At 35.8% G+C, this 24698-nt stretch carries 29 protein-coding genes and 1 riboswitch; of the genes, 17 read left to right on the forward strand and 12 right to left on the reverse strand.

The window, feature by feature from the left end; translation table 11 throughout:
- Positions 1-8: 8 nt before the first annotated feature.
- Genes IW15_RS07030 through IW15_RS07045 form a run of 4 tightly spaced genes read left to right on the forward strand, consistent with a single transcriptional unit; the run spans position 9 to position 3341 of the window.
- Positions 9-752 (forward strand): tetratricopeptide repeat protein, encoded by a 744-nt coding sequence (locus tag IW15_RS07030; RefSeq protein ID WP_051881818.1) that lies wholly within the window; start codon positions 9-11, stop codon positions 750-752.
- A complete protein-coding gene (locus IW15_RS07035; RefSeq protein ID WP_034710207.1) occupies positions 752-2488 on the forward strand; it encodes a BatD family protein in 1737 nt (578 codons plus the stop codon). The genes IW15_RS07030 and IW15_RS07035 overlap by 1 nt, the downstream gene beginning before the upstream one ends.
- Before the next feature lie 44 nt (positions 2489-2532).
- Positions 2533-3135: a MarC family protein gene (locus tag IW15_RS07040; protein WP_034710209.1), complete on the forward strand. Its 603-nt coding sequence runs from the start codon at positions 2533-2535 to the stop codon at positions 3133-3135.
- A gap of 5 nt (positions 3136-3140) precedes the next feature.
- Entirely contained in the window at positions 3141-3341 is a 201-nt protein-coding gene (locus tag IW15_RS07045; RefSeq protein WP_034710211.1) for a hypothetical protein, read from the forward strand.
- A 107-nt stretch (positions 3342-3448) separates the two neighbouring features.
- On the opposite strand, the gene IW15_RS07050 is transcribed toward IW15_RS07045, so the two are convergent.
- The 6 genes from IW15_RS07050 to IW15_RS07075 all read right to left on the reverse strand — a co-directional run bounded on the left by IW15_RS07050 (position 3449) and on the right by IW15_RS07075 (position 9646).
- Positions 3449-4417, reverse strand: a complete 969-nt coding sequence (locus IW15_RS07050) for a chorismate-binding protein (RefSeq protein ID WP_034710212.1) — start codon at positions 4415-4417, stop codon at positions 3449-3451.
- A gap of 221 nt (positions 4418-4638) precedes the next feature.
- Positions 4639-5070 (reverse strand): PaaI family thioesterase, encoded by a 432-nt coding sequence (locus tag IW15_RS07055; protein WP_034710214.1) that lies wholly within the window; start codon positions 5068-5070, stop codon positions 4639-4641.
- A 43-nt stretch (positions 5071-5113) separates the two neighbouring features.
- On the reverse strand, positions 5114-5713 hold the full coding sequence (locus tag IW15_RS07060; RefSeq protein WP_034710215.1) for a 1-acyl-sn-glycerol-3-phosphate acyltransferase: 600 nt from the start codon (positions 5711-5713) through the stop codon (positions 5114-5116).
- Between the two features lie 319 nt (positions 5714-6032).
- Positions 6033-7754, reverse strand: a complete 1722-nt coding sequence (locus IW15_RS07065; RefSeq protein ID WP_034710216.1) for a PspC domain-containing protein — start codon at positions 7752-7754, stop codon at positions 6033-6035.
- Positions 7755-7764: 10 nt separating this feature from the next.
- Complete coding sequence (locus tag IW15_RS07070) at positions 7765-8094, reverse strand: PadR family transcriptional regulator (RefSeq protein ID WP_034710217.1); 330 nt, start codon at positions 8092-8094, stop codon at positions 7765-7767.
- A 211-nt stretch (positions 8095-8305) separates the two neighbouring features.
- Positions 8306-9646, reverse strand: a complete 1341-nt coding sequence (locus IW15_RS07075; protein ID WP_034710218.1) for a cytochrome P450 — start codon at positions 9644-9646, stop codon at positions 8306-8308.
- A gap of 124 nt (positions 9647-9770) precedes the next feature.
- Between IW15_RS07075 and IW15_RS07080 the strand changes: the two genes are divergently transcribed.
- On the forward strand, positions 9771-10460 hold the full coding sequence (locus tag IW15_RS07080; protein WP_034710219.1) for an FG-GAP repeat protein: 690 nt from the start codon (positions 9771-9773) through the stop codon (positions 10458-10460).
- Position 10461: 1 nt separating this feature from the next.
- Positions 10462-11052 (forward strand): HD domain-containing protein, encoded by a 591-nt coding sequence (locus tag IW15_RS07085; RefSeq protein ID WP_034710220.1) that lies wholly within the window; start codon positions 10462-10464, stop codon positions 11050-11052.
- 150 nt (positions 11053-11202) lie between these two features.
- Here the strand turns inward: IW15_RS07085 and IW15_RS07090 are convergent, their stop codons facing one another.
- Positions 11203-11586 carry an acyl-CoA thioesterase gene (locus IW15_RS07090; RefSeq protein WP_027385876.1) on the reverse strand — a complete coding sequence of 128 codons (384 nt, stop codon included), beginning with the start codon at positions 11584-11586 and terminating at the stop codon, positions 11203-11205.
- Between the two features lie 113 nt (positions 11587-11699).
- A riboswitch (cobalamin riboswitch) is annotated at positions 11700-11879 on the reverse strand.
- 52 nt (positions 11880-11931) lie between these two features.
- Complete coding sequence (locus tag IW15_RS07095) at positions 11932-12732, reverse strand: hypothetical protein (RefSeq protein ID WP_034710221.1); 801 nt, start codon at positions 12730-12732, stop codon at positions 11932-11934.
- Between the two features lie 235 nt (positions 12733-12967).
- Here IW15_RS07095 and IW15_RS07100 point away from each other — a divergent pair, with 235 nt between their 5' ends.
- Complete coding sequence (locus IW15_RS07100; protein ID WP_034710222.1) at positions 12968-14050, forward strand: GEVED domain-containing protein; 1083 nt, start codon at positions 12968-12970, stop codon at positions 14048-14050.
- A 55-nt stretch (positions 14051-14105) separates the two neighbouring features.
- Here the strand turns inward: IW15_RS07100 and IW15_RS07105 are convergent, their stop codons facing one another.
- Positions 14106-16253, reverse strand: a complete 2148-nt coding sequence (locus tag IW15_RS07105; RefSeq protein WP_034710223.1) for an endonuclease MutS2 — start codon at positions 16251-16253, stop codon at positions 14106-14108.
- A gap of 86 nt (positions 16254-16339) precedes the next feature.
- Here IW15_RS07105 and IW15_RS07110 point away from each other — a divergent pair, with 86 nt between their 5' ends.
- The 3 genes from IW15_RS07110 to IW15_RS07120 are packed head-to-tail and all read left to right on the forward strand — an operon-like array spanning position 16340 to position 17866.
- Entirely contained in the window at positions 16340-16849 is a 510-nt protein-coding gene (locus IW15_RS07110; protein WP_034710224.1) for a GNAT family N-acetyltransferase, read from the forward strand.
- 44 nt (positions 16850-16893) lie between these two features.
- Positions 16894-17196: a hypothetical protein gene (locus IW15_RS07115; RefSeq protein WP_034710225.1), complete on the forward strand. Its 303-nt coding sequence runs from the start codon at positions 16894-16896 to the stop codon at positions 17194-17196.
- A gap of 28 nt (positions 17197-17224) precedes the next feature.
- Positions 17225-17866, forward strand: coding sequence for a uracil-DNA glycosylase (locus IW15_RS07120; protein WP_034710226.1), 642 nt, complete (start codon positions 17225-17227; stop codon positions 17864-17866).
- On the opposite strand, the gene IW15_RS07125 is transcribed toward IW15_RS07120, so the two are convergent.
- From IW15_RS07125 to IW15_RS07135, 3 genes are all read right to left on the reverse strand, one after another.
- A complete protein-coding gene (locus IW15_RS07125) occupies positions 17853-18362 on the reverse strand; it encodes a hypothetical protein (protein ID WP_034710227.1) in 510 nt (169 codons plus the stop codon). The genes IW15_RS07120 and IW15_RS07125 overlap by 14 nt on opposite strands.
- An 11-nt stretch (positions 18363-18373) precedes the next feature.
- A complete protein-coding gene (locus IW15_RS07130) occupies positions 18374-18865 on the reverse strand; it encodes a DUF456 domain-containing protein (protein ID WP_034710228.1) in 492 nt (163 codons plus the stop codon).
- Positions 18866-18941: 76 nt separating this feature from the next.
- On the reverse strand, positions 18942-20123 hold the full coding sequence (locus tag IW15_RS07135; protein WP_034710229.1) for a carboxypeptidase-like regulatory domain-containing protein: 1182 nt from the start codon (positions 20121-20123) through the stop codon (positions 18942-18944).
- 252 nt (positions 20124-20375) lie between these two features.
- On the opposite strand from IW15_RS07135, the gene IW15_RS07140 reads away from it, so the two are divergent.
- The 7 genes from IW15_RS07140 (at position 20376) to IW15_RS07170 (ending at position 24605) form a co-directional block, all read left to right on the forward strand.
- Positions 20376-21638, forward strand: coding sequence for a mechanosensitive ion channel family protein (locus tag IW15_RS07140; protein ID WP_034710230.1), 1263 nt, complete (start codon positions 20376-20378; stop codon positions 21636-21638).
- A gap of 162 nt (positions 21639-21800) precedes the next feature.
- Positions 21801-22520 (forward strand): pyridoxine 5'-phosphate synthase, encoded by a 720-nt coding sequence (locus IW15_RS07145; RefSeq protein ID WP_034710231.1) that lies wholly within the window; start codon positions 21801-21803, stop codon positions 22518-22520.
- Between the two features lie 175 nt (positions 22521-22695).
- Positions 22696-23475, forward strand: a complete 780-nt coding sequence (locus IW15_RS07150; RefSeq protein WP_034710232.1) for an alpha/beta fold hydrolase — start codon at positions 22696-22698, stop codon at positions 23473-23475.
- 115 nt (positions 23476-23590) lie between these two features.
- Entirely contained in the window at positions 23591-23830 is a 240-nt protein-coding gene (locus IW15_RS07155; protein ID WP_034710233.1) for a microviridin/marinostatin family tricyclic proteinase inhibitor, read from the forward strand.
- A 44-nt stretch (positions 23831-23874) separates the two neighbouring features.
- Positions 23875-24090, forward strand: a complete 216-nt coding sequence (locus IW15_RS07160; RefSeq protein ID WP_034710235.1) for a microviridin/marinostatin family tricyclic proteinase inhibitor — start codon at positions 23875-23877, stop codon at positions 24088-24090.
- Positions 24091-24128: 38 nt separating this feature from the next.
- Positions 24129-24344 carry a microviridin/marinostatin family tricyclic proteinase inhibitor gene (locus IW15_RS07165; RefSeq protein WP_034710236.1) on the forward strand — a complete coding sequence of 72 codons (216 nt, stop codon included), beginning with the start codon at positions 24129-24131 and terminating at the stop codon, positions 24342-24344.
- Between the two features lie 39 nt (positions 24345-24383).
- Positions 24384-24605 carry a microviridin/marinostatin family tricyclic proteinase inhibitor gene (locus IW15_RS07170; protein WP_034710238.1) on the forward strand — a complete coding sequence of 74 codons (222 nt, stop codon included), beginning with the start codon at positions 24384-24386 and terminating at the stop codon, positions 24603-24605.
- Positions 24606-24698: the final 93 nt, after the last annotated feature.

Here is a 24698-nt window from a genome sequence, read left to right on the forward strand (position 1 = left end):
TGCACTTGATGAATACTAAAATTTTATTTTTATCGTTTATTATTGCTTTCTCATTCTCAGGCATTTTGTTTGGGCAGGAAAATTATCGGACTTTGGTACACGAAGGCAATCAAAAATTTGATGGTAAAAATTATGATGGTGCCTCTTCAAAGTATATGGAAGCTATAAAAACTAATGAAAAAGATTTTGCAGCACATTATAATTTAGGGAACGCACTGTATAAAAATAAAAAGTATGAAGAAGCAAAGGCAGAGTTTGATAAGGCGCAAAAGCTTTCTCAGACCCTTCCTGATAAAACGGCAGCACTTCATAATCTGGGCAATACATACATGCAGATGAATCAGCCGGAAAAAGCGGCAGATTATTACAAGCAGGCTCTCAAACAGAATCCTTACAATGAAGCCACCAGAAAGAATTATGAGATTGCCAAGCTGAAAGAAAAAGAAAAGCAGCAGCAAAATCAAAATAAACAGAACAATTCAGGAAAAGGCGGCGGTAATGATCAGAATAAAGATGATCAGAAAGGTGATAAAAAAGATCAAAAGCAGGATCAGGGAAATGGCCAGCAGAATGAAGGGAAAAGCGATCAGGGGAATACTCCTAAGCAAAACCAGAATGAGGAAGGTAAAATGCCGAAAAATCTTGAAAATGCAATTCTAGATAAAGTAAACGAAAAAGAAAAAGAGACTGCCAGAAGAATTTTAAACAAAAATTCTTATTCGATGCCTGAAAGCAACGAGAAGGATTGGTAATGCAGAACAGATTTATTTACATATTATTTATCCTCGCATCCGTAATTTCTTACGGACAGGTAAATCTGTCTCTTGAATCTGATAAAAACGATTACAGCGGAAAAGAACCTGTTAATCTTACCATTGTTTTAGAACTTAACGGAAGTGATCTTGTACAGCAGACTGGTTTACAGCTTCCGGATTTGTCAAAATTCAATATCATTGGAAGCGGATCTGTAACCAATACATTCATTGATCCTGCGACCAATACCCTCATCACCCAGAAAATTTCCAGAATTGCCCTTGAACCCAAGAAAAAAGGGAAAATAAAAATAGGATCCGTATTGGTTACCATCAATAATAAGATCTATAAAACAGAACCTTTTGATGTACTTATAAAGGATGTAGAAAAGAAACCCATCGCCAGTAATACATTGAATGACGTCTATCTGAACATGGAAATCGAAGACAGGGAAGTCTACCAGGATCAGCCTACCATTGCCGTTCTGAGAGTCTATTCTAAAAATATGGACAATTTAAGGAAGGTGAAAAATATCCGTCTTCCGGAACAGGACAATATCAATGTACATCCGGTGAGTTTTGTTAAGTCTGAAATTGATCCTTCCGGGTACGGAAATATGCCTTCCCAGGTGTTAGCTGTATTCATGGTATTTCCTAATGAAGCTGGATATGTTGAGGTTCCCTCTGTATCAGCTTCAGTAAGTTCATTTGCCAATAAAAATAAAATTGTTTCCAATAAAGTAAAGCTTAATGTTAGAAAACTTCCGGAAGGATCTCCCGAAGGCTTTAAAAATGCCGTGGGAAATTTTAATGTAAGTGTGTATAATGCTTCTAAAGAGAAACCTGAAATCAAGAAACCTCTGAATGTGGTGATTAAAGTTTCAGGTGAAGGAAACCTGTCAGACATGGAACTTCCGAAAATTGCGGCATCTCCGGATTATGATGTTTTTGCCCCTAAAATCACTTCCAAAGTAAGTCCGGGAACAACAGGAATCAAAGGAGAAATTTCAGCGAATTATGTAGTGATTCCTAAAAAGGCAGGAGCGATTGCCATTAAAACAGAACAGTTTGCCTTTTTTAATCCTGCCAGTAAAGAATATGTAGACCTTGGTCAGGAAACCTTGGCATTAAATGCATTTTCTCATGAGCAGATCCTGGAATCACGTTCAACGGTTGAAAAAGTAAATGAATACACGAACAGCTTTTTAGAAACGGTGGATACTCCTGTTTTGAAGACCACATCACTGAAAGTAAAAGAAAAAAGCAGGTTCCACTGGAATATCCTGTTAACCAATATCTTTATTCTTTTAGGATTATTCATTGCCTATCTTTTATTTAAGACATGGCAAAAAAAGCGTACCTTAGTTAAAGAAAATGTAGAGCCTAAATCTCTTGGTTCTGTTGCTGAAACAGAAAAGGAAATAAGAGAAAAGCTTACAACGGATGTTAACGATTATTTCAGTTATTTAGAAAATCTTAAAGATAACCGAGATTATCAAAAGTTTTTTGAAACCCTGGATGAACTGGATCTTGACATAAGAAAACAGTATCTTCAGACCTCTTCAGAAGATTTTGCAACCTATTTGGAAAGTCATAAAAGTGCTTCTATTGCTGATGAATACAGAAGCTTATTGCAAAGAATTCAGCTTGTAAAGTATTCTCCGGTACAATCTTCAGAATCAATGGATGAGCTTTTAATAGCAGTTGTTAATTTCTATTCTCAAATTAGCAAATAATCAATTTTTTTTCATATTTTTGCGAAATATTTAAAAACGAAGAGATGGAAGTTTTCAATGATTTTTCTATTAAAGAAGTTATGACCTCTTTTATGGTTCTTTTCGCCGTTATCGATATTATCGGCTCTGTTCCTATTGTGGTAAGTTTACAGCAAAAATTCGGGCAGATCGAAGCGGGTAGAGCTTCAATAACTGCGGGAGCCATCATGATTGTTTTCTTATTTGTAGGAAATAAGATCCTTAAGCTGATTGGTGTGGATGTAAATTCCTTTGCTATTGCCGGAGCTTTTGTGATTTTTATCATAGCACTGGAAATGATCCTGGGAATAGAAATCAACAAAACTACTGAAGCAAAGGCGGCTTCCATTGTTCCTATCGCATTTCCGCTGGTTGCTGGAGCAGGAACTTTAACCACTACTTTGTCTCTGAGAGCTGAATTCCATGACATTAATATTATTTTTGGGATTATTCTCAATACAATTTTCGTATATTTGGTGCTGAAATCAGCGAAATGGCTGGAGAATAAAATGGGAGAGGCAACTTTGTCAATCCTTCAGAAAGTTTTCGGAATTATTCTTTTGGCGATTTCCATTAAATTATTTACCGCAAACTTTGCACAATTGGTGCAGAATTATATTAATTTTTAAGAATCATGCAGAAGTTTTATAAAGTATTTTTAGTAGTTTTTGTAGTTTTTACCGCAATTAATGTGTACGCACTAGACTGGAGCACAGATCTTTTATCTGAAGACAATTTGAAGTTTGTATTTTCAATTGCTTCAGCAGTTATCGGCCTTATTGTACTGTATGTATTGCATACATGGAGCCAGATCGGAGTGAAGATAAAAAAATAATTTTAATAGAATACTCCTATATAAAAACCTCTTTCAATCACTTGAAAGAGGTTTTGTTTTATACCTATCATCCTTGTTTTGCAAAAAAGATTCTACTTAAGCTGTGTTTAGGAAATAACCAGATTCTTTAATACTGCCTCAGATTTAAGTTCTGTTTCAGTCCATTCCTTTTCCGGATTGCTTTGTGTTGTAATTCCACCTCCAACGAATACATGAACGGAATCCTGATATAATTTAGCACAGCGGAGATTCACAAAATACTGTACGGTATCATCAGTTTCAATTTTGATATATCCGGCATAGAATTCACGCGGAAATTTTTCAAACTGCTGTATATTTTTTTTGCAGAAATCTTTAGGAATACCGCATACAGCCGGAGTAGGGTGTAGCTCATGAATAATGGTATCCAGATCTTCCGGTTGAATAGTTACTTTGAAATCCGTCCGAAGGTGTTTGATGTTTCCTGAAATATGGTCGTAGGTTTCTGACACTTCTATGTTCTCTGCATACGTTTCCAGAATGTTCCGGATGTAAGAGGAAACAGGTTGTTGTTCTTCAATTTCTTTTTTCGACCAGTCTTCTGAGACCGGCAGCGTACCCGCAAGACTCATGGTTTCGAATTCATGGGTGTTCTTGTTGAATTTCCCCAATACCTCAGAAAAGGCACCCATCCAGGCGTTCTCGCCATCATTAAATAAATATCTGAATGCATTAGGGTAGGCCTGACACATATTTTTGAAACTTTCCTTATAATCGATATGATTAAAATTTTTGAAAATTTTTCGTCTGGAGAGAACTATTTTGGGAAGCTCATTTTCTTTGATCACTTCAATGACTTCCTGCAAAGTCTGAAGATATTCGTCTTTTGATTCTGGATTAAAACGGCTGTCGTCCTTTTTGACTGATTCATTAGTAATGATAACCTGTTCAAACTGAACGGGATCTGCTTCAATAAAATCTCCTTCAAAACTAAGTTGCCTCAGTCCGTCAAATGAATAAAAATTCACATGATCTGTTCCTGGCTTTTGATTGGTTGTATATAGTTTTTCGTTGAAAGGGAGTTTGAAATAAATCATGAGTACGATACTTTTGAAAATCTTTAGTTGGAAATAATACAGGAAATTCCCATGTTGATTTTTCTTTCAGCAAAGGTATTACTAGTCTTAAAAATGTCAAAATCAAATGAGCTGTTTTTTAATGAAATGTTCCCATTTAGTGTGAACTTATTTTAGGGTTAATAAGTCCATAAAAAAAGACTCAATTTTTTGAGTCTTTTTATTGTTTTTATGATCACTGACTATCTATTGATGATATTATTAGTCATTGTTGTATGGTTAATTAAAATACCTTTTTCGTCACGAATTTCAATTTCAGAAACGTGCATGGTTTTTCCTTTTCTGATGAAACGTGCCGTAGCCGTTACGATTCCGTCTTTTTTACTTCTTAGGTGATTGGAATTGATGTTGGTTCCAACTCCATAATATTTAGTTCCGTCAATGAAGATATTGGATAGGCTTGAACCCAGAGTTTCTGCGAGTACACAGCTTGCACCTCCATGCAGAATTCCGAAAGGCTGATGAACCTTTGGCTGTACAGGCATAGTCGCTGTAAGGGTTTCGTTTTCGGTATCGATGTCAATAAATTCTATTTCGAGTGTTTTTGCTAGCGTTATGTCTTCTCCCCAGTTATTTAAAAATATAAGAAGTTCTTCTTTAGTCTGGCCTTTCATCTGTATCAGTGATAATTAATTATAAGTATGATTAATTTAGCTTCTAATTGCTCTCGTTGTCATTTCCTGTACCCATAATATTCGGATTCCAGTTGGCAGGAATTTTTGGACTAATATCGTTTTTGATATAGTAGTCTTCGATTTCTTTCATAATTTCAACAAAAGGGACAGAGGCGATTCTTTCATAAGGAATGGTATATCCTAAATACACTATTTTCCTTTTAAAATCTCCGGCAGCCAGTACAATAGGCACTTTTGCGGCTAACGCCATATGATAAAACCCTTTTCTCCATTTCGGAACCCAGCTCCTGGTACCTTCGGGTGTGATGACTAAACTGAAATCTTCCTTGGCAAACTGCTGAGCAACGAAGTTAACGAGATCATTTTTCTGGGTTCTGTCGATCCCTATTCCTCCTAAGCTTCTAACTACACTGCCATACCATGCTTTAGTATGAGCATCTTTAATGATAATTTTTAAGGGTTTTTCCAAAGACCAGTAGGCTAAATTTCCTAATATGTACTCCATATTATGCGTATGTGGTGCTACCACAAGAATACATCGGTTCAGACTGTTGACATCGCCCTGTAAAACGACCTTCCAACCTATCATTTTCAGCACCAGCTTGCCTATTAGTTTTTTCATAGATCTCTTTTGAATTTAAAATAAAAAAAAGCATAACCAATCTGGTTATACTTTACAAATATATTGAAATATTATCGCTCTTAAAACAAACCGCTGATTAAATCTGCGATCTTCATTACAATTTCTAGTGCAACTTGTACCATGGTTGAGGTGTTTTTTTTATTGATTTGGTTATTAAAATAATAATTATACGAAGGTATGATAATTTTTTAACATAGTAAACAAAATATTCATGTTTTTGTTCTGTTCTGAGAGAAGAAGAGTGTGAATTTCAAACGGTTGTCCTCCATCCACACCTTCTGCCACTCTCTGCAGTTCGTTATTTAGTTTTTATGGAAATTTCGTTTTTTCCTTCTTTGATTTTGATGTCTACGTTCTTGTTCAATTTCTTGATATTGGATTTCATAGAATCAATTACCTGATCCGCTTGTGAGTTGGGAACTTTTTTTCCATTGATGATGATGCTGTCTTTATCATCATTATTGTATTCAATAGTAGAACCGTTAATGGAAATTTTATTCTTTTCGATTCTGATATTCCCTTGTTGATCTCTTTCCTGGTCATCATCGTCGATACCGTCTCCGTTCAGGTCTCCGTCAAAACTGATAGCATCTTTTTTCATTGGAATTACTACCGTATTCTGAGGTACTACCAGCTCATAATTGATACTGTAATCTCTGAATCTGTGAGCGTATGGGTATTTTACATAATTAGGCAGTATGATCTTATTCCCTGAAATTTCTACCGGCACATTAATCTGAAGAGGCATATTATATCCTTTTGCATCCTTTTTAATAACCAGATAAGGTGTTTTGATGTTTGCTTTTCTGGTAACTTCCATATAGATGTAATCTTTTTCAAAAACAGATTGTTTATCCGAATACAGATCGTCCTCATAGCCTATAAAGTTTTGCGGAATAGCGATCTGCTTTACATCAACATATAAACTGTCGGAAGTGGTGTTGATCGCAATCTCTTCAGTATCTTCCTTGTGGCCTTTCAGGAACATTTCCTTTTTTGCCATATTTAATCCGAAGAAAGAACCTAAGGCAATCAAAGCAAGCAATAATGCTCCCAATACCCAGCCAATATTTCTAAGTTTAGTTTTTGGCGAGAATATTTTGATGCTTAACAAGCTGAATAGAATAACAGGAATCAAACTTCCAATAATCATCATCGCTGTTAGCACCTTATCCATTCCATTGTCGTCAAAATAAAAACGAATCTGGTTAGCTCCCGGAAAATCATTGTCCATTCCGAAAAGTCCAACGATGAAAAATGTTCCTACAATGCTTCCTAAAGCCATTAAGGCAAATAGTCCTCCCACTACATATTTGATGATATTCCAGATACCGCTTCCTGCATTGTTGATGTAAGGCTTATTTTCGTTATAAATCTCTCCGACTCTTTGAGTAGATTCGTTTGCAAACTGAACCAGTTTATTAGACTCATCTTTCAAATTATCGAAGTTCATAGGCTTTCCCTTCATTTTCAGGTAATCTGCAGCCGTTTCTGCTTTTGGCAATACGATCCAGAGAATAATGTAAAGTAAAGCAATTAATGAAGAGGAGATAGCCGCTGTAAAGATTCCTAATATGAAAACCCCTAGCCAGATGGCTCTCATAGCGGTAATGTCCATTCCTACATAATGGGCTAAACCTGCACAAACCCCTGCAATTTTCTGTCTTTCAGGATCACGGAATAACTGCTTTTTATCGCTGTATGCCGTTCCCTGGCTGTTAGTATTGCTTTTAGTATTCTTTTCAGAGTAATAGGCTTCTTCCTGTTCTTCAATTTTTTCTGGAGTTCCGATTTGTGCAATAACTCTTTCTACGTCTGAATCATTCACTACTTCACGTTTTCCTAAAGAATCTCTGAAGATTTCAACCATTCTTATTTCTATGTCATGCATTACCTCATCTGCTTCAGAAGCATCCAGAGAGCTTCTCAGTGCATTCAGATAATCGCTGAGCTTTATATATGCGTGTTCTTCTATCGTAAAAGAAAAACCTGCGAGTCCTATTGAGAGTGTCTTGTTCATAGCTTTGTTTTTAAATTTTTTGAGTGATTTGGTTGACAGAATCTGTTAATTCTTTCCAGGTATTTTGCAGTTCGTCCAAAAACAACTTGCCTTTTTCTGTTATTTGGTAATATTTTCTGGGTGGTCCTCCTGTAGATTCTTCCCATCTGTAAGAAAGAAACTCCCCGTTTTTTAATCTGGTTAAAAGAGGGTAGAGGGTTCCTTCCACTACATCCAGTTTTCCTTTTTTCAGTTCATCTATTAAATCGGAAACATACATTTCACGGTTATTTATGAGACTTAAAATACAGAATTCCAGAATTCCTTTTCGCATTTGCGCTTTGGTATTTTCAGTATTCATCTTTTATAAGTTTTGTTGATTAGTGTAATTTTTAGAATCATGACCCCTAGCTAGTTGAGTCTATTCTTATTTTACATTACAAAGATATGTAATTAAAATGGTATTATGCAATACAAAGTAGTGTAAAATTATAAATATAATACATAACTATTTGAAAATCAGTTATATTTTTTTTAAGTGCTACCTTTATAGAATGGAATATTTTGAAAAATTAGGTCAAAATGCTAATAATTTTACCTTTTAAGCTGATGGGTCTTAATGTAACAAGAGCTTTTTTCTTCAACTCTTTCTGATTTGATATAAAAGTGAATTTTTGATAGAATTTACGAACGATAAGAGCCATTTCCATTATGGCAAAATGTTCACCGATACAAAGCCGGGGACCAGCTCCGAAAGGATAATAAGCAAAGTTTTTAGCATTTTCATCTTCAAAACGTTCAGGAATGAAAGAGTCCGGATGTTCCCAATATTTTGGATTTCTATGAAGGCCGCTGATGTAGAGGATGATCAAAGTGCCCTTTGGCCAGGAATATTCCTTAAAATGATCGTCTTCTAACGCTTCCCGATCAATTGCCCAGGCCGGAGAGTGGAGACGCATTCCTTCTTTGATTACATTGACGGTAAAGGATTTCTTCATTAAGTTTTCTGGAGTAAAAACCATTTCTCCTTCGTTTTCTATTTCCTTTTTTATTTTTTCTTCAGCTTTTGGATTTTGACTGATTTCAAAGAAGATAAAGCTCAAAGCATTAGCCGTTGTTTCATGACCTGCAATAAAAAGAATGAGCATTTCATCAACGAGCTGTTCATCGGACATGGGAAGCTGCGTGTCTTCGTATCTCGTTTGAATAAGCATATCCAGCAGATCATTTTTTTCCTCTTCCGAAGCTCTTCTTTTATCTAGAATACTTTGAATAATAGCTTTTGCTGCTTTACTTTTTTCAATGTTTTTATCAATTACGCCAAAGATATTCAATATACTGGTGTAAAAAGGTAGACGAACTTCTTTGGTGAACACTTCCTGTATTTCTGTAATGATTTTACTTAATTCGCCCACGGTATTTTCGTCAACATCAGAACTAAAAAGTGTTTTAGCAACAATGTTAAAGGCAAGAGAATGAAAAAAATCATACAGATCTACATCATGCTCGGTCTTGAATACTTCTAGAGAGGTATCAATCTCTTCTTCCATAATGGAAACCAGATTGGCAATTTTCACCTTACTGAACCCAGGCTGAATCAGTCTTCTTTGTCGTAACCAGTCTTTTCCATTGTTTGTCAATAAGCCTTTTCCGAGGTATTTGCTTAATGTGACAGATTGTATTTCTGATTTTTGATAATTTTTGTGATTCTGTTTTAAAATATATTCAACGAATTCTTTATCCTGGGAAAAAATAAAATTTTTATCGGTGAAACTTGCTTTGATATAATAATTATCACCTAAAGACTGATGGTTTCCGCTGATAACTTCTAACGGGTGATTAAGGCCTTTAAACAAGGAGTATACCTTTCTTTTTCCTGTAATTTCTGGCGGATAATTAAACTCTGAATTCATCTTGTATATTTCTATTAAAAATACAATTAATCTTTTATATAAATTAACTTTGAAATCAAAACCCTTATTTTTGTAATGTTGAGTTGAAATAATTACTTACAATAGTATAAATTAAAATATACGTATGACACATTACAGATTTTTATTACCATTTATGTTTTTGGGAGTCGTTGTTTGGGGACAAAATCATTTTGAAGTAAACGCTTCTTCAAAAAAATATAATGTCATAATCAACGTTGAAAATTGCGATACCGATCAGTGTAAAGGAAAGGCCACAATTGATTTATTGGATAAAAACAATAAAAAAATCCAGTCTCTTATCTCAGAAGATCTGGTTTTTAGGATCAATGAAAATCAAAAACCAGTCTCCGGAACGAATATTCGGCTGGATGCAGATCAAAGTCCCTTAGTTTTTGGGGATTTTAATTTTGACGGAACCGAAGATGTAGCTGTCAGAAACGGAAACATGGGTAATTACGGAAGTGCTTCTCATGATGTCTATGTATTCAATTCTACAAAAAAACAATTTGTGCTCAGTAAAGGACTTACCGAACTCGCGACGGTAAATATGGATATGTTTGAAACTGATGCGAAACGCAAACGCCTCATTGCTTACGGGAAATCAGGATGCTGCAGGATTTTCACTACCGAATACACCGTAATTCCCAATAAAGGCCTGGATAAAGTATTTGAAAAAATAGAAGATACCAGCGAAGAAGAAACTGTACAAGTGACGACCAAAGAAAAAGTAAACAATAAATGGGTTACCAAAACAAAGAAATATACGGTAAAAGAATATTATAAAGGAAAATAAGATGAGAATACAGAAAGAAATTGATTTTATTTTAGCAGTCGATGCTTTAAAAAATGTACAGAGAAGAAATTACAATGCTGATGATTCAAGAAGAGAAAACACGGCTGAACATTCATGGCAGATTATTATTCTGGCACAGATTCTTTTTCCCTATGCGAAAAACAGAGCAGATATTGATTTACTAAGGGTAATACGAATGCTTTCCATTCATGATCTTGTGGAGATTGAAGCAGGTGACACCTTTCTTTTTGATGAAAAAGCGATGATCGGTAAGTTTGAAAGAGAGAAACAATCAGCACAAAATATTTTCGGGATTTTGGATGAACCTTTACGTTCAGAATTTTTTAATTTATGGCTTGAATTTGAAGAAGAGGAAACTCCAGATGCTATTTTTGCCTGTGCTATAGACCGTATTATGCCTTTTATTCTGAATTCCCATACTTCCGGGAAAAGCTGGACCGAAGCTAAAGTAACCGAAAATCAAATCCGGAATATGCTTGAAAATGCCATTACCAGAGCTTCTGATGAAATGGGAGAAGCTTTTCAGTTATTGTTGATCAAAAGCCTGGATACTGAAAAAGTATTGAAATAATTGTAGGAATTTTTTATTCTATATCAGTTTCGGCGGCCAAAGGCCGCCGAAACTGATTCTTAGAATTTATTTTAGAGTGCACTTTTCATACAGGTTTATATAGTATTTTACAGTGACTAAAGGATTATAACATTATTGTTAAATAAATCCTTACAAGATCTGAATAGGCTTTTTAAATTCATCAATCGCCACAAAAGTAAAATCTCCTACAATGGCCTTTTCTCTTTCATAAGAGTACATTTGCTCAGTGTAGATTTCAACATTTACTTTCATACTCGTTTTTCCTACGTGGGATACCTTTCCGATCAGCTCCACAATAGTTCCTGCAGGAATCGGTTTTTTAAAATCTATTTTATCGCTGCTTACTGTTACCACTCTTTTTCTTGCAAAACGGGTGGCGGTGATGAAGGCTACTTCATCCATTAGCTGCATGGCAGTACCTCCAAAAAGAGTATCGTAGTGATTCGTTGTGTTGGGGAAAACCGCTTTAAAAATTCTGGTTTCGGATGCTTCAATTCTTTCTTCTGTAGTCATATTCATTATTAATTAATGCAGAATGAACAGTATCGGGACAAACAGAATATAGACAGGAATAATGAAATCCCTGAACAATCCATCAGACCAATAAACTTCAAACCGCGAAAGTTTCTTGTATAACGAAAGAGGCAGGTCTCCTGACTTGTAACATCCTGATCTCCTTCCCATGGCGTGCACAGTGGATTTTTTGATCAAGACTTTAGTTACTTACAGTTGCGCGACAGTCCGTGATTTTCACACAGTTCCCTTTTAATCTGCGGTTAAGCAGAACCCATTTCTATGATGAATAAGCATGATGCTTTTCAGTGGCAAAAATAAGAATAATAAGAATATAACGAAGTATTATTCCGGACTTTTATAAATAATCTGGCTGATGACTCTTCCTTCTTTGATGGTCCAAAGTGAAGTATACCTGTTTTCTCCGGTTCCATTAATCATATACAAAAAGATATGATCGTTGTCCAGTGCGGTTACTCCGACATTATTGAAATCCATGGTTGGCATAAACATATTTTTGATGGCCTCCCGTACAAAAACAGAACCTCGGCCCGGTTGCTGAACCCTTATGGATTTGATTTCCGTCATTCCTTCAGGAAGTTCGTTGCTGATTCCCCATGGTTTTACTTTATCAATCGTAAGAATATTTCCGTTGGCATCTTTCTCCTGTTTACGGTAGCCGGCATTCGAAGGATATACATCGATGACTACTTTACTTCTTTGCGCAGTCGGTATTTTCGGATTGCTATTGTCTACAAAAATGAGTGATCTTCCGTTTTTGGATTTTGAAGGGGTGTATTGAGGCAGCTGGTCTATAAAAGCAATACGTTCTTTATTCACCATACCTTCTTTGTCGAGATCCTCATACCGTACAAAAGGCTTGTCAGCATCCTGTTTTTCAGGATATTTAATCCATATCCATTCCGTTTCTCCCGGAGCTGGTTTTACATATACAAAAACATCCCCTTTGCGCATACGGATCTTGTCTACAATTTTTCTGTAGTTATCTTTATGAACACGTACGTTGGCATATCCTTCTTCAGCTTTTACTACTCCAAAAGGAACTTTTTGCTGGCCTTTGACTGAAGCCAAAGAAAAAACACTGAAAATGGATACACAGAATGCTTTGTTTACAGAAATCATCATGAAAAATTTTTGACTCTTCAAATATATAAATTAAATGCTTTTCGGTAGGTATCTAAATCATAATTCTAATGCCATATTTGAAAGGATAATCTGAAAAGTTAAGATAATGATGCAATTTCTGATTTTATGATAATAAATTAACAAAATTCAATTTAAGTATAATATTTCACTAAAAAGTGTGGTTATATTTGGATTTTAAACTATTTTTCAGAAAAATTTATAACCATCGAAAACTATGAGAAAAAATCTACTCTATCTTTTCCTTTTATTACCGGTAATGACACATCTTCAGGCCAAAACTGTAGCTGATAAAATTTGTGTTGAAAAATCATTTACTGCTCCTACAAATGTTGCCGTATCGAATATTTCCACGAGCGCTGGAAAAGTAACCTGGGATCCTGTTCCCGGTTCCACGGATTATATGATAAGATACAGACCCGGTGGGGTTGGTGCCTGGGCTTCCATACAGGTAATCAATAATACTCAATATACCTTGGCAGGTCTTCAGTCATGCACAGCTTATGAAGTTCAGGTTATTGATGTCATTTCAGGAGGTAATTCAGGTTCTGTTATTTTTTCAACCTATTTAAATTACTGTACAGCAGCTTCTTCAGACACCAGTGTGATGCATATTTCTAATGTAACGGTTATTCCTTCCGCAGGACTTCCGCAGATGATCAGTAATTCCGGTGCCTCTAACTATACAGATTACAGGAGTGATCCTACGCGCCAAATACAGTTCGAACTGGGGACTGCTAATAATAAACTTTCTGTCAGTCAGACCTGGTCCGCTGGTGTTCCAACGCCAGCTGCAGTTCGGGCATGGATAGATTTTAATGGCAATGGAATTTTTGAGTCTTCCGAAGCTTTACTGTTGACCAATTTGAGTACAACATCTACTGTTACTTCTACATTTAATATTCCAGCATTGTCTGTCATTTCAACCATTTCACCTTGTGGAGTTACCATGAGGGTAATTTCCAGTCAGACTGTTAGTATTCCTTCATGTGGTACATTTATGTATGGAGAGGTAGAAGATTATGGGGTAATACTTAAAAGCCATACGCTTGCCGTAGAAGAAACCGCTGCATTCAAAGAGATAATAACCATATCTCCTAATCCTGCTTCAGATGTTGTCCATATTTCCGGGGTCAGTTCGCAAGCAGATTTTGAAATCTTTACGGCGGCAGGACAAAAAGCGATGGAAGGAAAAACTTCTGATGGTACAATTAGGATCAGCCATCTTGCAAAAGGAGTTTACTTTATCCAGATTAAAAATAAAGAAAATCTTAAACGATTAAAATTGATTAAAAAATAACAATAAAAGCGCTGATTCATCAGCGCTTTTTGTTTATAAAATAGTTTGTAAACCATTAAATCCTTTCCAGTTCATCAGCATTAATCGTGGTTTTGAATGTTCCATAATTCACGATAACTTTATTCTTTGAGATCTTTTCTATGGTTCCCACACTGGTGCTTCCCGTAATACGTACCCGTTGGCCGATTTTCATCCAGATTTCACGGTCGCTTTTACGTTTTTCTTCAATCTTTTCGTTGGTTTCGGCAATCTTTTCAATGACGTCTTCTTTCTTCAGCTGCTGAGTGATTTTCCTTTTTACCACCTGCATGCGTTTCGTTTCATCTTTATCGGCACCTACTTTACGGAATTTTTCCTGTTCCAACAGTTTTACAAAATCTTTGACCACATCTTTTCGGGATTTCCCTTTTACATAGCTGTCAATAAAAGTTTCGATCTTATTTCCGAACTGAAGTTTGCGGTGTTCATCCTCATACAGCTTTTGAAAGCTGAACAGTTTTTGTTGAAGCTGCTCGTTAAGTTTTTGGAGATTATCTCGCTTGTCTTCCACAGATTCTTTTCGTTCCGCAAGATCCGTTTTCAGTTTTTCAACCTCATATTTTTCCTGCTGAAGTTTTACAATCGTTTTATCCAGATTCACGATGTCGTGTTCTACTTTTTTCTTTGCAGAATGAATAATAAATCTTGGGATTTTATTCTTCTCAGCAACCTCAAACGTAAATGAACTTCCTGCCTGTCCCACTTCAAGTTTATACAATGGTTCCAATGTTTCCTCGTTAAACAGCATTGCAGCATTTTCAGCATTTGGAAGTTGTTCTATTACGAGTTTGATATTGGTATAATGCGTGGTAATGATGGAGAAACTTTTCTTGTCGTAGAAAAATTCAAGGAAACTTTCTGCGAGGGCACCACCCAATTCAGGATCAGAACCTGTTCCGAATTCATCGATCAGTAACAGCGTATCAGCATCCGATTCACGGATGATTCCTGCCATTTTCTTCAATCTTGAAGAATAAGTGGAAAGATGGTTTTCGATCGATTGGTTATCCCCAATGTCCGTCATTATTTTCTTAAAGAAAAACATTTCAGATTTTGGATGTACAGGAACTAAAAGGCCACTCTGGATCATCAGCTGCAACAATCCGACTGTTTTTAGCGTGATTGATTTTCCACCCGCATTCGGCCCAGAAATACAGATAATCCTGTTATGATCCGTCAATGTCAGACTTTGCGGGAAAATCGTTTTGTTTTCCACTTTATTTCTCAGCCATAACAAAGGATGATAGGCATCTTTTAACCGCAGCGTTTTATGACGGTTGATCTTGGGTAAAATCCCATTAATCATCTCTGCAAATTTGGCTTTGGCTCTCGTAAGGTCAAGATCAAAAATATATTTCTGATATTTCCATAGCTGAGGCTGGAACTCCGATAATTCTGCCGTAAGATTTCTCAGAATTTTATCAATTTCTTTCTTTTCCTCCTCCTGATCTTCACGAAGTTTGAAATAGTGTTTTACCACGCTGTCCGGTTGGATATACGTGATAGAACCTGTTTTAGAAAGTCCGAGCACTCTTCCCGGAACTCTTTTTTTGTAGGCAGATTTTACTGCTAAAACCCTTTGATCTTCAATAATACTTTCCCGGATATCATCCAGAAAATCACTCTGTCCATAATTAAATAAAACACGGTTGAAATTTTCCTGAATGGCTTTTTTAGCCTGCTGGATTTCTGCTCTCAATGTTTTTAAAATGGGGGAAGCTTCACTTTTTACCTCACCAAAACGGTTAAAGACCTTATCAACCTTATCAATGATTTCTTTTCTGAATTCCAGTACCGCTGCATCTCCCATTAAATTAGGGAAGGTGTCCGGCATGGTTGGGAAAAACTTCTTCAGTTTTCCTATTTGTTCCGTGATGGTTTTTATTCTGATGAAAGCATTATTTTCAAGACGGTAATTCTCGATCAGCATTAGCTTCAGCTCACTTTCGATATCTTCATATTCATCAAACGGAATCGCATTTGAACTTTCAAAACTCGACAGATATTCGGACGTTTTTTTCAATGAAAGTTCTGCCTCGTCAATTTCCATGGGACGAAGTTGAAGAATTTTTTCTCTCGTTTTCGGAGAATAGGCCAAAGGAGAAATTTCCGCGAGCAATTGCGGAAACTCTAATTCGTTTAAATCTTCTTTATTTATATACACAATGCAAATTTAGTGAGAAAATTATGAATGCAATAATTTGAAATTGAGATAATCTTTGAATGTGATGGTTTTAGTACATTTGAAATATGAAAATAGAAACAGACCGTTTGATTTTAAAAGAAATTAATGAAAGCTATGTTGAAGATATTTTACGGATTCGAAGCAATGAAGTGATCAATCAATTTGTTCAGAGAAATTCTCCGAAAAATAATTACGATGCCCTGCAGTTTATTTTGACCATTAAAGAAAGAACCAGAAATAAGGAGACTTTTTATTGGGGAATTTCTTTAAAAGACCAGCCGAATCTTATCGGAACTATTTGTCTTTGGAAATTTACCGAAGACAGAATACAAGCAGAAGTAGGATATGAATTATTACCTGAGTATCACAGAAAAGGAATTATGTCGGAAGCATTGGCTGCGGTTTTACATTTTGCTTTTAATACTTTACAATTGCAGGAAATTGTTGCAATGACCAATAAGTTCAATGAAAATTCGAAAGGACTTCTTCTAAAGCATCAATTTGTGTTGGAAGAGGGGAGGAAGGATGAAGGTTTTCCTGATAATATTATTTTTAGTTTGAATAAAAACGTATAATTTTGTTATTTGTAAGTGAGTTTATTAAATCTATTACTGTAAAAATGGCAAAAATAATTATCAATCGCTCATCAGAATATTCAAACAAACTGAGATCAATCGGAATTTATTTGGATGATAAAAAAATAGGAGATATTGCGGATGGTGAATCCAAGGAATTTGAGATTGAGGAAGGAGAACATAGATTAAGAGCTAAGATTGATTGGTGCCGTTCGAATCCGATTAATTTAAAAATAAATTCTGATGAAACTTTAAGGTTTAATTTAAGTGGGAGAAATCCATTTTTGGCATTATTTTATATCACATTTGGAAAAGATCAATATTTAGAATTGATACCTATAAATTAAATATTTTCAAATTATCAAATCAATACGCATGACCTGGACCGATATTTTAGCTCCCATAAAAAGCACCGAATATTTTACCACCCTGTGGGAAAAAGTAAAGCATGAATACGCAACCACAAAAGTTTTCCCTCCTAAAAATCAGATTTTCAGAGCGCTGGAGATTACTCCTTTTGATGATATTGAAGTCGTAATCATCGGGCAGGATCCTTATCATAATGATTTTCAAGCCAATGGATTGTGTTTTTCTGTTTCTGAACAGGTAACCGCACCTCCTTCTCTTAAAAATATTTTTATTGAACTGAAAGATGATGTTGGAGTCGTAAGAACTTCCAAAGAACTTGACGATTGGGGGAAACAAGGAGTTTTGTTATTGAATGCTACCTTAACAGTGCGTGCCCATACACCCAATTCCCACAAAGATCTCGGTTGGGAAACATTTACCAATTTTATCATTAAAGAAATTTCCGATAAAAAAGAAAATGTAGTTTTCGTTTTGTGGGGAGCTTTTGCACAGAAAAAAGCTGAATTCATTGATCCGGCTAAGCATTTTATTATTAAATCGGCGCACCCGTCACCATTTTCTGTATACAGAGGATTTTTCGGAAGCAAACCTTTTTCAAAAATTAATGAATATCTGATTTCAAAAGGAAAGAAACCTATTTCGTGGTAGATCCTTTTTGCATATCTTCCTTGCTGATGATGATTCCGATTCTGTACTTTCCCTGAAGAGCTTTTGAGTCTTTTTCGGAAGTAGGATAGGGCGTTACTTCTGCCAATGAAATGGTATATCCGTTAAAATATTCTGACTGATGATAATTTCGATCAGCTTTTTCTATGGTGGAAAGGGATAATGTCGTAGGTCTTGTTGCCACTCCCATTACTTCTACCTGTGCTACCGCAGCACCTATCCATATACAGTTGACGCCTTGAGGACAGCGGCTGTCCTCAGATATCCCCTTAAAGGTGACATTCATGTCATATTCTTTGAGGAATTTGTTTTCCCCTTCGTTAAAGTAAATCACATTTATTTTGTTCTGAGCAGTTTTTGTTGGATGGGAATTATTATGGGTAACAGGTACTCCGGTGGCATTTTTAGCTTCCTTTTGAGCATTACAGTTAGCCAGAGTTAATAACCCGAGGCTGATTAATAGGGTTTTATGTAGCATAATTTTCTTTTTTAAATGAGACCAATCATATTGAGTACTACCACCAAAAACATTGCCACTCCAACCACAAGGCTGAATCCTGTCCCGTAAATAAAGCCAATAAAGGCTCCTTTGGTAGATTTCAGGGCTTTATTCATGTCTTTGCTGTCGTGAAGAAGTTCTCCGATGAAAACTCCGGCAAACATTCCGATTAAAAATCCTAGCGGAATAGGAAGAAACATTCCGACGATAGTTCCGACAATAGAACCAATACTTCCCCAGCGCGTTCCGCCATACTTTTGATTGGTTTTAGCAGGAATTACATAACTTAAAATGATAGAAACTGCCGTAAGAATCCCAAATGCCCAGATGTAGATCATAGGCAGATCGGCATCAGTCCCGAATTTATAAATCAACAATCCGCAGATGCTTAATAATAGGCCCGGTAAAACGGGCAGAAATGTTCCCAGCATTCCCAGGAACAGTAAAATAAGACAGAGAAGATTAATAAGTGCAGTGTCCATTCTTAAAATATATACATGCAAGATAAAAAAAAGTGGCCTTAAAAAAGCCACCTTTCAGTTTAAGTTAAAAATTTTATTATAAGTTTAAGATTACATATTGCAGAATTACGCCCGCATTTCCAATGTTTCCTGAAGCATGATTATGGAAAGAAGTGTAATAAATATATCCGCTGTTTGAAGACCCTGAGCAAGGTCCTACTGTTGCGCCCAATGCTACCAGATAAGGAACCAATACCTGAGGAACTGAAATACTAACCTGAATATTTCCCGGCAGTGTAATGCAAACCGTTACAAATGTTGATGTTGGAGCATTTCCTATCGGAGTAGTCGCAGCACCTGTGGTTGTAAAATGATTGGTTCTGATCATCAAGGCACTGTTTGAAGTATCTTTAACTAATACCTCCCAATAATTGGGATCATAGTTTGTAATTCTCTGCCACGCTCCCAGATCAAAATCGATGTTAAATGAAGTAAATCCTAATGCTGAAGAAAGCGCTGTATTGGTTACTACTGCCGGAACAATGCCCTGGCTTCCCTGATTCATAGAGCAGAGTTTTGTGTCCGGAACAAATCCACCTGCAGGTGAACAGTTGGAAGTATTGTCTGTACCACCTACTAAATAAGCAACATCCCAGTCTGAAGCATAAATACTTCCGCCGTTAGCAACAAAAGTGGCTAAATTGGCATCAATTGCAGGATAAAGTGATTGATTTACATAATAATTTCTTGAGCCGCAATTAAGAAAAATAATATCATACTGTGAGATCGTCGTTAAATTCGCAAGATCGTTATTGGTAATTGCTGTAGCAGTATACCCCAAAGTCTGAATGATATCTTCGATTTTATCATACGATCCTTTTACATAAGCAATTTTTGCAACCTGGTTCAGTTTGGTTTGAGTCGTTGTTAGATTTACAGTTGAATTATCCTTTACACTCGCGGAAATTTCAGAGCGGAAGTTGCTGCCATTCCCTGTTTGAATATGAATGGTGCGATTTCCAACCGGAGCTTCCAACGTAAAGTTACCGTCTGCATCAGAAGTGGTGTAGTAGATTTTATACTTGTCATCAAAAGTGAAAACGGAAGCACCTCCAATAGGTTTGGCGCCGTTTTGTGATATCACTGTTCCGGTAAGTTTTCCGGTTTTTATCACCGCCGGACCTATATTTTCGGAAACTATTGCAGGATCTTCACCTCCTGTACAATTCGTTAAAAGTGTGAATACACACAACAAAATAAATAAGTAGTGTTTTCTCATATCTAATTGATTTTGGTTTGTTTAGTTTTAACCAAATTTAATAAATAATTAAATATAAAATCATAAAATGTGATAAACTTTTAATATTATTTATTTTGTTTACTGATTTTTGGCGAATTTTCCATTTATTCATCAAAGTTTAAGAGGATTTCATAATTTTCAATAAATAATAAAAAAAGAAATCATTTTGGGATGAAAATTGATGGTTAAGTTTTAATTAAAACCAACGTTAATTTCCTAAATTTGCTGTACATGAAAGACGAACTACAAGATACCAAAGATTTTTTGCAGGATATAAGTGACAAGATCCATTATTTCGTCAGAGATAATGTGCCGAGTGATTTGGCATTGACCTGTCAGATTATCCTTAAGTTCGTATTTTTAGCAGGACTGGTTTATCTGTTGGATTTTCTTTTTAAAATTCTGGTCAATACCGTTTTTAAATATTTTTTTGACAAAGAAAAATTTCCGGTTTTAAAATCAATCTATCAATCAAGAATAACGAATTCCATTGTTCATCTGGGAGCATTGAGTTTTGCAGAAACTGCGTTGCGGTCTGTATTCTGGAGACATCCTAAAAGTTTTGAATTTTTAGGCGTAATCGTAAGCGTAGCTATTATTTTTGTTATCGCAGGTATGTTATTCAGGGCATTAACCGCGTTGAGGAACTATTTTGTCATCAAGCAGGATTACTATAAGATAATGGCATTAAACGCTATTTCAGAATCGGTTAAGATTTTTGGAATCTTTATCCTTACCGTAGTGGGAATCTGTGTGATTTTTGGCATCAAGGGCGGAACCATTTTAGGAAGTCTGGGAGCTATAACGGCTGTTCTGGTCCTGGTTTTCAGAGATACTATTCTGGGGTTTGTTACCGGTCTTCACGTTGCTACTTCCAAAAGCATGAAAGTAGGGGATTGGATTGGTATTCCTAAATATAATATAGAAGGAAATATTTCTGATATAAGTCTTTTAACTACGAAAATCACCAATTTCGATAAAACGGTTTCCACGATTCCAACCTATGATTTGCTGACTACTGAAATAAAAAACCTTCAGATTATGTCTGAATCCAATACCCGCAGAATTAAAAAATCTATTTATTTTAATATCAATTCCTTTAAATTTTTAGATGATGAAGAAATTGAGCGGTTGAAAGATATTAATCTGATTTCCGAATATCTGGAGGGGAAAAGTATTGAGATCAGAAAAGAAAAAGAAAAGCTGGCCCATAAGGATAAGATTGTGAATGGAAGACAGCTAACGAATATTGGAGTTTTCAGATATTATGCCCAGAAATATATAGAAAATGATCCTGATGTAGAAAAAAAAGGAGTCATGATGGTGCGTCAGCTGGATATAACTCCTCAGGGATTGCCGTTGGAAATTTATTGTTTTGCCAATGATTCCAAATGGGAACGTTTTGAACAGATCCAGGCGGATATTTTCGACCATTTACTGGTCGCTTCCAAAGAATTTGATCTGCAGGTAATGCAGGTGAGTGTAAAAGTATAAAGAGCAGGAAGCTGGTCGTCAGAAGCAGGAAGATTCCTTGTCTACTCATGAGCGTTTTCAATAATAAATAATTAAAATAAATGAGTAGATTGAAATTAGAAGTCTGTAATGAAAATTTCTGTTTTAATCTTCCATCTTACATTAATATCATCTTAAATAACAATGACAAAACTAAGCGTAAACATCAATAAAATTGCGACAATACGTAATGCGAGAGGAGGCGAAACGCCAAGCGTAACAGAGGCTGCCGTAAAAATTCAGGAATTTGGAGGGCAGGGAATTACCATTCACCCAAGACCCGATGAAAGACATATCACAAGAAAAGATGTTTATGACCTGAAGCCGTTGGTGACAACAGAATTTAATATTGAAGGAAATCCACACCGTCAGTTTATCGATATGGTCCTGGAAGTAAAACCTGAACAGGTAACACTGGTTCCGGATGCTGATGACGCCATTACCTCCAATGCAGGCTGGGATACCAAGAAGCAGTATGATTTTCTTGTAGATGTGATTGCTGAATTTAAAAATGCCGGCATCCGTACCTCCATTTTTCTTGATCCAAACCCGGAATTGGTGGAATATGCAGCCAAAACTGGTGCCGACAGAATTGAGCTGTACACTGAAGCCTATGCAAAAAATTATCTGATCAATAAAGAACAGGCCATTCAACCTTATTATGATACAGCGGTAGTGGCGTCAGAATTCGGATTGGGAATCAATGCAGGACATGATCTGAGCCTTGAAAATTTACAATATTTTGCTCAGCATATTCCAAATCTGTTGGAAGTTTCTATTGGCCACGCATTGGTTTCTGAAGCATTATATATGGGACTGGAAAATACGGTTCAGGCGTATTTGAAGAGATTGGCAAAATGGTAGGATAGACTTCATTGTTAGATTTCAGACATCAGACATCAGACATCAGACATCAGATATTAGATTGAAATGCTGATATTTGACTAGCACCCGTTACATGGGTTATATGAAATCTAGTATCTAATATCTGATATCTAGCATTTAGCATCTGAAATCTTATCAACTAAAAAAGAAAATTATGGAAATTTTAAATTCAAAAATATTTGGCGAAAATGTATCGTCAACACCGCTTTTGGTATTTCACGGATTATTTGGAATGCTGGATAACTGGGGAAGTTTTGGAAAAGACATGGGAGAATACCTTCCCGTTCACCTTATTGACCTTAGAAACCATGGAAGAAGCTTTCATTCCGAAAGTATGTCACATGATGACCTGGCCAATGATATAGCTAATTATATGGATCATTACGGAATGGAGAAAGCTTATGTTTTAGGACATTCCTTAGGCGGAAAGGCCGTAATGCAGTTTGCAATACAATATCCAGAAAAAGTAGAAAAATTGATTGTCGTGGACATCTCTCCGAAAGCCTATCCACCACATCATCAAGGGATTATTAAAGCACTGGAAAGCGTAGATTTTAATACCGTTAGTTCAAGAAATGAAGTAGAAGCTGTTTTGAACCAATATATTCCTGAAAAATCGACGATCCAGTTTTTAACTAAAAACTTATACTGGGACGATCAGAAAAAACTGAACTGGAGATTCAACCTTGCAACCTTATCTGAAAAATATAACGAATTCGTTTCTAATGCTATAAAATTCGGTGTTTTTGAAGGGGATACACTGTTTATTTCAGGAGAGAAATCCAATTATATTCTGCCACAGGATGAATATGCCATCAAGCAGCAGTTTCCAAAGGCAAAAATCGTAACGGTGAAAAATGCAGCGCATTGGGTTCAGGCGGATAATCCGGTGGATTTTGCGGCTGTTGTTAAAGATTTTTTAGGTTTGGATTAAATTCATCCTTTGATTTTTATGTTTTTGTTAAAATTTTATTAAAACGGATATTTATTTCTCCACATGTTGAAAATTTTGTATTTTAGTTTTGCCAAAAAATTAAAAATAGTAACATATGGAAAAGAAAAATTCAAAAAAACCTTTCTTTGCTTCATTTTTAGAGAAACAAATTCAGGATCCGGAGAAAATTCAGGGAGGTGGGATTACAACACCTGCCACTGATATCGTTACTTCACTTGCAAAAGATACCGTAACGACTTCTCCCACATTTGACAATGCAACTTTACCTACAAAAGATAATTTGGTGACTTTAAAATACCCCTCTGATAACGATGAGGCATTAGATTTAGACTAATCAACAAATCATATATAAAATCAAATTCAAACTAATACAACATCATGAACAACAAAAAATCTCAAAAAAAACCATTTTTTGCATCGTTTCTAGAAAAGCAACTTAAAGATGGACAGAGTGTAAAAGGAGGAGTAATGACTGCGGTTACCTTAGATGCACCTACAACATCTGTACTTAAAGACGATGTTACCGGCCCGGGTGGAGATCAGGTAACAATGAAATACCCGTCTGACAGCGATGAAGCTGGATACGAAGTATAAGTAAATCATTAAGTAAAACCAAACAAACTAAAAACGTTATGAAAAACAAAAAATCTCAAAAAAAACCTTTCTTCGCATCATTTCTTGAAAAACAAGTGAAAGATGGACAGGCAGTAACAGGAGGAGCTATCACTTCAGTTCTTGTTGACTCGCCTACCACATCCATCCTTAGAGATAGTGCTACCACTCAAAGCAACGATCAGGTAACGATGAAATATCCTTCTGACAGTGATGAAGCTGGAGAACTTAGCTAACAATCAACACCATACTAATTCACCCAAAATAAAATTATTATGAAAAACAAGAATTCACAAAAGAAACCGTTTTTTGCTTCATTTCTGGAAAAACAACTTAAAGATCCTCAAAAGGTAAAAGGAGGAACAGATATTATTACAATTCCTGAACGAGACGCTGTTACAAAACCTCAGATCGATTCAGTAACATCTCCAAAAGATGATCTGGCTCATACCATGAAATATCCATCTGACGGAGATGATTATTCTCCAACAGTGTAGAAATGAGTTGTTTTTATCCATTAGAAACATATTAACAAAATCATATCGAAAGGAAACTTAATCTCTAAGTTTCCTTTTTTAATAAAAACAGGC

Origin of the sequence: Chryseobacterium soli, assembly GCF_000737705.1 — a bacterium.
Taxonomy (GTDB): Bacteria; Bacteroidota; Bacteroidia; order Flavobacteriales; family Weeksellaceae; genus Chryseobacterium; species Chryseobacterium soli.